Raw genomic sequence first — 6267 nt, 5'->3', positions numbered from 1 at the left:
ATAAAGGGGCTGGTGGTATCGCGTTTTACTTCAAAAAAAGCTTCTCCATCAAGCTGTATATTTCTTAAACGGCCCTTCACAAAATGTGATGGCCAGGTAAGCTTACTTCCGGCACCGAGGTATACAATAGAACTATCAGGTAAAATCAATCTTACTTTCTCGCCTTTTTGGGTGGTTTTACTTAAAAAGGCAATGGCTGTTTGTACAGGTTGTTGTGCTTTCTTATATGCATACCAGCCAAGCGATGCAGAAATGATGACTACAATTGCGGCGGCATATTTTAATAGTGGGAAGAGTGATCGGCTTTTTGGTTGGCGTTCCTCAACTTTATTCCATATCTGTGCAAGTCCTTGAACTGCGGCTAAAGAGTAATCGATTTCGTCCGTTTGTTTTGTCCAGGCTTTTTCCATTACATGGTGAAATTCACAATCGGCGTTTGCCGGGTCGGCCAGGTACTCCATCAGGATTTTTTCTTGCTCCGGATTGGTTTTACCTGCTAAGTAATGTTCAAATAGTATTTTAWTGTTTTCTTTCACTTTAATGTTTGTAAGCTTTTATGCTGCGCGCTACTGTATATATGCACGAAACCTTTGATACAGCTATGTAGAAAAATATTTTTTTAGAATAAATTGTAAAGTGTTGTTTAATAGGTAATTAATTTTTGTGATCGGAGGTGGATAGATCCTGAAACAAGTTCAGGAGGACGACCGCTTGGGCTGCACTAGAAAAACCTTAATGTCCTTAACTTTTTAATGATGAAATGATGGATGATGTAAAAGGGAATATGGGTTGGGAGGATTAATAACCAATGATCAATAGCAGCCGGCTAAAAGTTAATGATAAAAGCAATAAAGATCCTGACCACGAAGTAGCTATTAGGTCTAAAAATCAATAAGAACAGCTAATAAAACAAGTTCAGGAGGACGCGCCGCTTGGGTTGCGCTGGATAAGCCTTAATGGCCTTAATTTCTTAATGATGGAAAATGGATGAGGAGAGGGCGCTTATCTTAACGCTCCACGCTAACCGCTTAACAAAAAAACACCAATAGAAAAAATAATATCGTTTCTGGAGAATAAGTGCTAAAATATTTCCGCATTATACCCAGTGATTTTTTGAGGTGATTGTTTACCGTGTTTTTGGAGATGCCCATCAACTGCGATATTTCCTCATGCGTATGGTGATCATTTCTACTCATCAGGTATATTTTTTTTACCTGTGGAGAAAGACTTTCTATTGCTTCCTGTGCAATCTGTTTAGTTTCTTTGGCATTAAGTTCGTCTTCTATGGTATTAAAAGACTGCTCATGCTTAAGGTTTTCGCTACTGTAAGCTTTTTCTCTGGCTTTTTTACGAAGTGTAGCGAGGAAATTGTTGCGGATAAGCGTATAAAGAAAAGCATCAAAATTCTTTTGCGGGTCGATCTTCGATCTGTGTTCCCAAAGCCTTACAAAAACATCCTGAGTAAGTTCTTCAGCTTCTTCCTTGTCTCGTGTAAAATGGTAGGCATAACCATATATTTTTTTGCGGTACTGATGGTAAATTTCATTAAATGCAACTGAATTGCCAGTTTTTACTGCATTCAGGAGTTTTGCGTTTTTAAAATCTTCCAACTGTTCCATAAGTAGCGGTTATGGGAGGCAAGTTAGTGGTCGCGTTTAAAGTTAATGTTAACACAATGAAAACCTTTTCTATCACTTTAATCGGTGCGTAGTTACGATACTCTGTTGGGCAGATTCTGCCCTCGAATCCATTAAAATACGATCAGCCCGGAAGTGCTCGGAAACCGCATTATTTATAACAAGTGAAGTTTTGATGGCTTTGCCTGTTATCGCAGCGATAGCTGCTTTTACCATCGGATCTGCAGGATCACCCAGTTGAAGCAAGGGCAAAATACTCATTTCATTGATTGCGATATCGGGGTTGATTCCAGCACTATATCCACCGCTGCCCTGTGCATTAAAAAGTTTATAAACAATCGGGTGCATTTCCCATTTCACCTGTTTAGGGCTTCGGGCATCAAATATCCTAAATGATGCTTCATCTTTTCCCCTTGTTTTTTCGCCGATTAGCACCACCTGAATAAAAGGTTTAAGGTTATTGATCATGACTTCTGAGGCAGATGCCGTGGCAGCTGTTGATAAAATATAAACCCGACTTAGGCCAAGGTTTTGTTGTAAGAGGGTATTGAAATTTACGGTACCATCGAAAGTAGCTGCAGTACCAATAGATTCTGTTTTGGCTCCGCCATTTTTATTGCCCCTGTAGGTAATGAAAGGTTTATCGAACGATACATTTTTAGCAATCATGGCACATATGCCTGCTGCTTCTGCTACCTGACCACCAGCGTTATAACGGAGATCGAGGATAAGCTCAGATATGCCTTCGGCTTTAAAATTACTAAAAACAGGAGTGAGTGAGCTAGCCAAACCGCCATTAAAATCCAGAAAATAGAGGTAGCCAATTTTTTTTCCGTCGCTTTCTATAACCTTGCTAATCTCCCGTTGGTCGAGTATTATACCTTTACTTAAGTCAACACTGCGTGTATCTGTCCAGGTATTGTTATTCAATTCGGCTAAACCTAAAGAAAAACGGTCGCTGTTTAAGATTTCGGTTTGCAAAGCCTGTGCATTCGTAGCGGTTAAGGTTTTGCCATTAATTTTACTGATGTAATCTCCACGTTTCAAACCAGCCCTCGAAGCCGGAGAATCCTTTAACACAACTTTAATGATCCCGATAACTTTTGCGCTGTTTTGGTCGCTTACCGTTGCATAATCAAAACCAAAATTTCTATTGCTGGGGGTTGTGGTGGTGGGGTCGTTAGGGACATTGATATAGGAGAAGCGATCGGATGAATTGCGGATGGAATTAAAAAAATCTTTTGGTGATAAACTGATATTAGGATCGCCCGGCAATTGCTCATTCCAATAATAGTAGCGTTTAAGGCTATCGAGTATCCAAGTGTTAATGCTCTCGTTGCTTCCAATTGGGTAATCGGGGTTTTTATTGCCCTTTTTGCATGAAGGCAGAATGGCTAAAAATAGAATGACAAGATAAATGCTGTAATAAGTTGCTCTTTTTAAGTGTGTTGTGGGGTTTGTCATCGCCTTTCCTAATTTTAGGAACAAACTTAAAGCTACTATTGTTAACTCGAGATTAATTTTCAAAGTCACTTTATCTATCGAATATAGCCTTAAAAGAAAAGGTTTCCTTCGTTAACTTATTATTATAAGATCGATTAACCTTAACATAACAATAATTAAATATTAGCTTTTTATAATGTTAACTTTGCGCTGTGAATTTTCCGCTCTATATCTATTACGAACTGCTGATCCGTTTATCTGAAATTGAATCCGAAATTGGTCATTATGTATCCTCAACCACAAATGAAGAAGTTTGTATACTACGTACCACAAACGGTACCGTAAAAGTTCCAGTTAACTTTTTAAAGCGACAGTTCGAAGATCCAAACCTGATCAATAAAGACGAATTAGTAGCATTAGGTAAAGATTTTAAGCCTAGCTACGAGTAATCCGGCACGCGGTCAAATAGATCGCTTCTAACTATAAATTCGCCATTGGTTTACATCCGGTTTATTAATAAATACTTAACATGTAATTAATCAAAAAATAAACTCGGAACTCTAGTTTTGCTGAAAATAGAATCATCCATTTTTTATGGAATATCCCTTACTTTCAGATCGGCAATTACTAGAAGAATGTTCGCGCGACAACCTGAAAGCGTTTAATATTTTATTTGACCGGTATTTTAACAAGCTTTTTAAATATGCGCTTAGTTATGTAAACGATGAATGTTTTGCAGAAGAAGCCATGATGGATTTGATGATGTGGCTATGGGATAAAAGGCATACACTCGAAGTACAGGGAGAGTTTAAACATTATATTTTTAGGGCGGCGAAAAACGCAACCATTAAAGCGATCAGAAAAAAGGCCATCGGAACAGCTTCAATAGAAAGTATAGAAAATCACATCTGCTTTACCAGTAACACCGCGGATTATGCAATTTTAGTGAGTGAACTGGAACAAAACTATCAGAATAAGCTTAATCTTTTAAGTCACAAGCGCAAAATTGTTTTCCAAATGAGCAGGGAAGAAGAGCTGAGCCATGCCGAAATTGCCAATAACCTCAATATTTCGATCAACACGGTAAAAAATCACCTCAAATTTTCATTGAACCATTTCCGTAAAAGTTTGCTGAGATATAGAGATGCCGCATTAATTATTAGCCTTCTACTGCTTTGGCATTAAGCTAATCCTTCCTTTTATTGCTTCAATTAATCTTTTTTTGAAATTAATTTCTTTGATTATCAGTTGTTTATGTGTTTTGTTGGAAATGCATTAGCCCCTTAACGCTTTTTTTGTCCCTTGTTAGTTGAGGGCGATTAATATGCGCCGAGCCAAACAAACATGCCCAAGTTGGTTGATCAATTACTTCTAGAAAAATTCCTTAAAGGTGAATGTTCTGCGCAAGAAGAGCAAATGGTGCGCTTATTCTTAAAACAGCCAGAGTCTGAAATCTTATTAAACGAAATCCTTTCCTCCAATCAGGCCAAAGATTGGGTGCTATTTGAAGCAGAGGATGTACCGCATATTAAACAACGATATTGGAACAGTTCAATCAACCAAAGAATTACGGCCAAACAAGAGGAGCAAGAATTAAAGGCAAAAAAGCGCTTCAATTTTAAATATGCAGCCATCTGGACCGCACTGATAATCACTACATTAAGTGTTTACCTGATCATGCATTTTAGTAAACCCGATCAACAGCTACTGGCTTTTATTGAGCGTAATAACCCAAATGGTCAACGGTCTAAAATAATTTTATCCGATAGCAGTGTCGTTTACCTTGGTGCCGGCAGTCGCTTAAGGTACCCGGAAACATTTTCGGCAGCTAAAAGAGAAATTACCCTATATGGAGAAGCTTTTTTTGAGGTAACAAAAAATCCAAAAAAACCTTTCATTATTCATACCGGAAAGGTTAGCACCCAGGTTCTTGGCACCTCTTTCAGAATAGCGGCATTTAACAATAAAGCCCTAACGGTAGAAGTAGCAACCGGAAAAGTAAGGGTAGACAGAATAAGCGGAAATAGGGTCGAATCATTGGCAATCCTTACACCTGGACAACGGGTGGTTTATTTCCGTGGCAAAGCCAATACCGAAGGTATCGACATTGCTGATGTTACTGGTTTTAAATCATCGCAGCTGGCCTTCCATAATTCGACCCTTTTAGAAATCTGTGAAACACTTGAGCGCTTCCATAGGGCGGGGAAGCAGTCTTTATCGCATTATAATCGCTTGCTTTTCGACGACAGAGCGATTAAATGAAGAAAAAAATCAACAATTATTCCGGTCTATAACCGGGCAAACTATTAATATACAAATTTATGCAAAAAGGATTACATCCTACAATTAAGTTTATGATGAGGTGTTCATTTATGCTTTTAATCGCACAGTTTACCTTTATCGGCGTGCTTTTGGCCGGGAGCGTTCACAGCCAGAACCTCGATCAGGTAATCAATATTAATTTAGATCATTCAACTGTTAAAGCAAGCTTGCTCAGCATTCAGGAAAAAAGTGGTGTTAAGTTTGTGCTGCCAGAGCGGTTGCTTAGTGGTGTGAAAACCAAAATTACGTTGGGCCAGCAAACTAAAACGGTAAAGTACCTGATCGAAAAAGTACTTGGCGAAACCAATCTCGAGTATAAATTAGTAGAGGGTTATGTGGTGATTGCTCAAAAACCTGTTCCTCAGCAACCAGGGAATATTTCTGGGCGTATTGTCGACGAAAAAGGTGGCCCACTACCTGGAGCTACTTTAAAAGTGCTCGAAACCGGACAAACCATTCAAACTGATCCTAACGGTAACTATACCCTTTCGTTAAAACCTGGCAACTATACCGTTGAAATTTCCTATATCTCTTTCCTAACGCAAAGAATGACAGGGGTAACGGTAAAAGAAGGTAAAACTACAGCCTTAAGTTTTTCCATGAAACCTGCAGATAATCAGCTTTCGGAAATTGTGGTGAGTTATGGAAAACAAAGGTTAAAAGATGTGACTGGATCTATAGCCACTATTGATGCTACTCAGCTTCAGGATATGCCTGTTGGTCAGTTCGCCCAGCAGCTTCAAGGAAAAATTGCTGGCGTACAGATAGCGCAAACCAGCGGGCAGCCTGGGCGTGGAATAGGGTTTATTATCCGCGGTGCGGCTTCATTTTATTCCAGTAACCAACCCTTATTCGTAATCGATGG

Annotated in this window: 7 protein-coding genes; 4 read left to right on the top strand and 3 right to left on the bottom strand. The window is 39.0% G+C overall.

The features are described 5' to 3' along the window. The 3 genes from AC1DND_RS17880 to AC1DND_RS17870 form a co-directional block, all read right to left on the bottom strand. Positions 1-536 (bottom strand): FecR family protein (locus tag AC1DND_RS17880; protein ID WP_477583663.1); only part of this gene is annotated, 536 nt, incomplete at its 3' end. 492 nt (positions 537-1028) lie between these two features. Further along, on the bottom strand, positions 1029-1619 hold the full coding sequence (locus AC1DND_RS17875) for an RNA polymerase sigma-70 factor (protein WP_477583661.1): 591 nt from the start codon (positions 1617-1619) through the stop codon (positions 1029-1031). Positions 1620-1691: 72 nt separating this feature from the next. Next, a complete protein-coding gene (locus tag AC1DND_RS17870) occupies positions 1692-3101 on the bottom strand; it encodes a S41 family peptidase (protein WP_477583659.1) in 1410 nt (469 codons plus the stop codon). A 191-nt stretch (positions 3102-3292) separates the two neighbouring features. Between AC1DND_RS17870 and AC1DND_RS17865 the strand changes: the two genes are divergently transcribed. The 4 genes from AC1DND_RS17865 to AC1DND_RS17850 form a co-directional block, all read left to right on the top strand. Further along, entirely contained in the window at positions 3293-3529 is a 237-nt protein-coding gene (locus AC1DND_RS17865) for a hypothetical protein (protein ID WP_477583657.1), read from the top strand. 145 nt (positions 3530-3674) lie between these two features. Beyond that, positions 3675-4265, top strand: a complete 591-nt coding sequence (locus AC1DND_RS17860; protein ID WP_477583655.1) for an RNA polymerase sigma-70 factor — start codon at positions 3675-3677, stop codon at positions 4263-4265. A 159-nt stretch (positions 4266-4424) separates the two neighbouring features. Further along, positions 4425-5342, top strand: a complete 918-nt coding sequence (locus AC1DND_RS17855) for a FecR family protein (RefSeq protein WP_477583653.1) — start codon at positions 4425-4427, stop codon at positions 5340-5342. A gap of 59 nt (positions 5343-5401) precedes the next feature. Beyond that, on the top strand, positions 5402-6267 hold an 866-nt coding region (locus tag AC1DND_RS17850; protein ID WP_477583651.1), incomplete at its 3' end, for a carboxypeptidase regulatory-like domain-containing protein.

It is taken from the genome of Pedobacter sp. 01N416 (assembly GCF_056399685.1).
The sequence above is the reverse complement of the archived record's forward strand: the minus strand, read 5'-3'. Positions and strand labels throughout refer to the sequence as shown.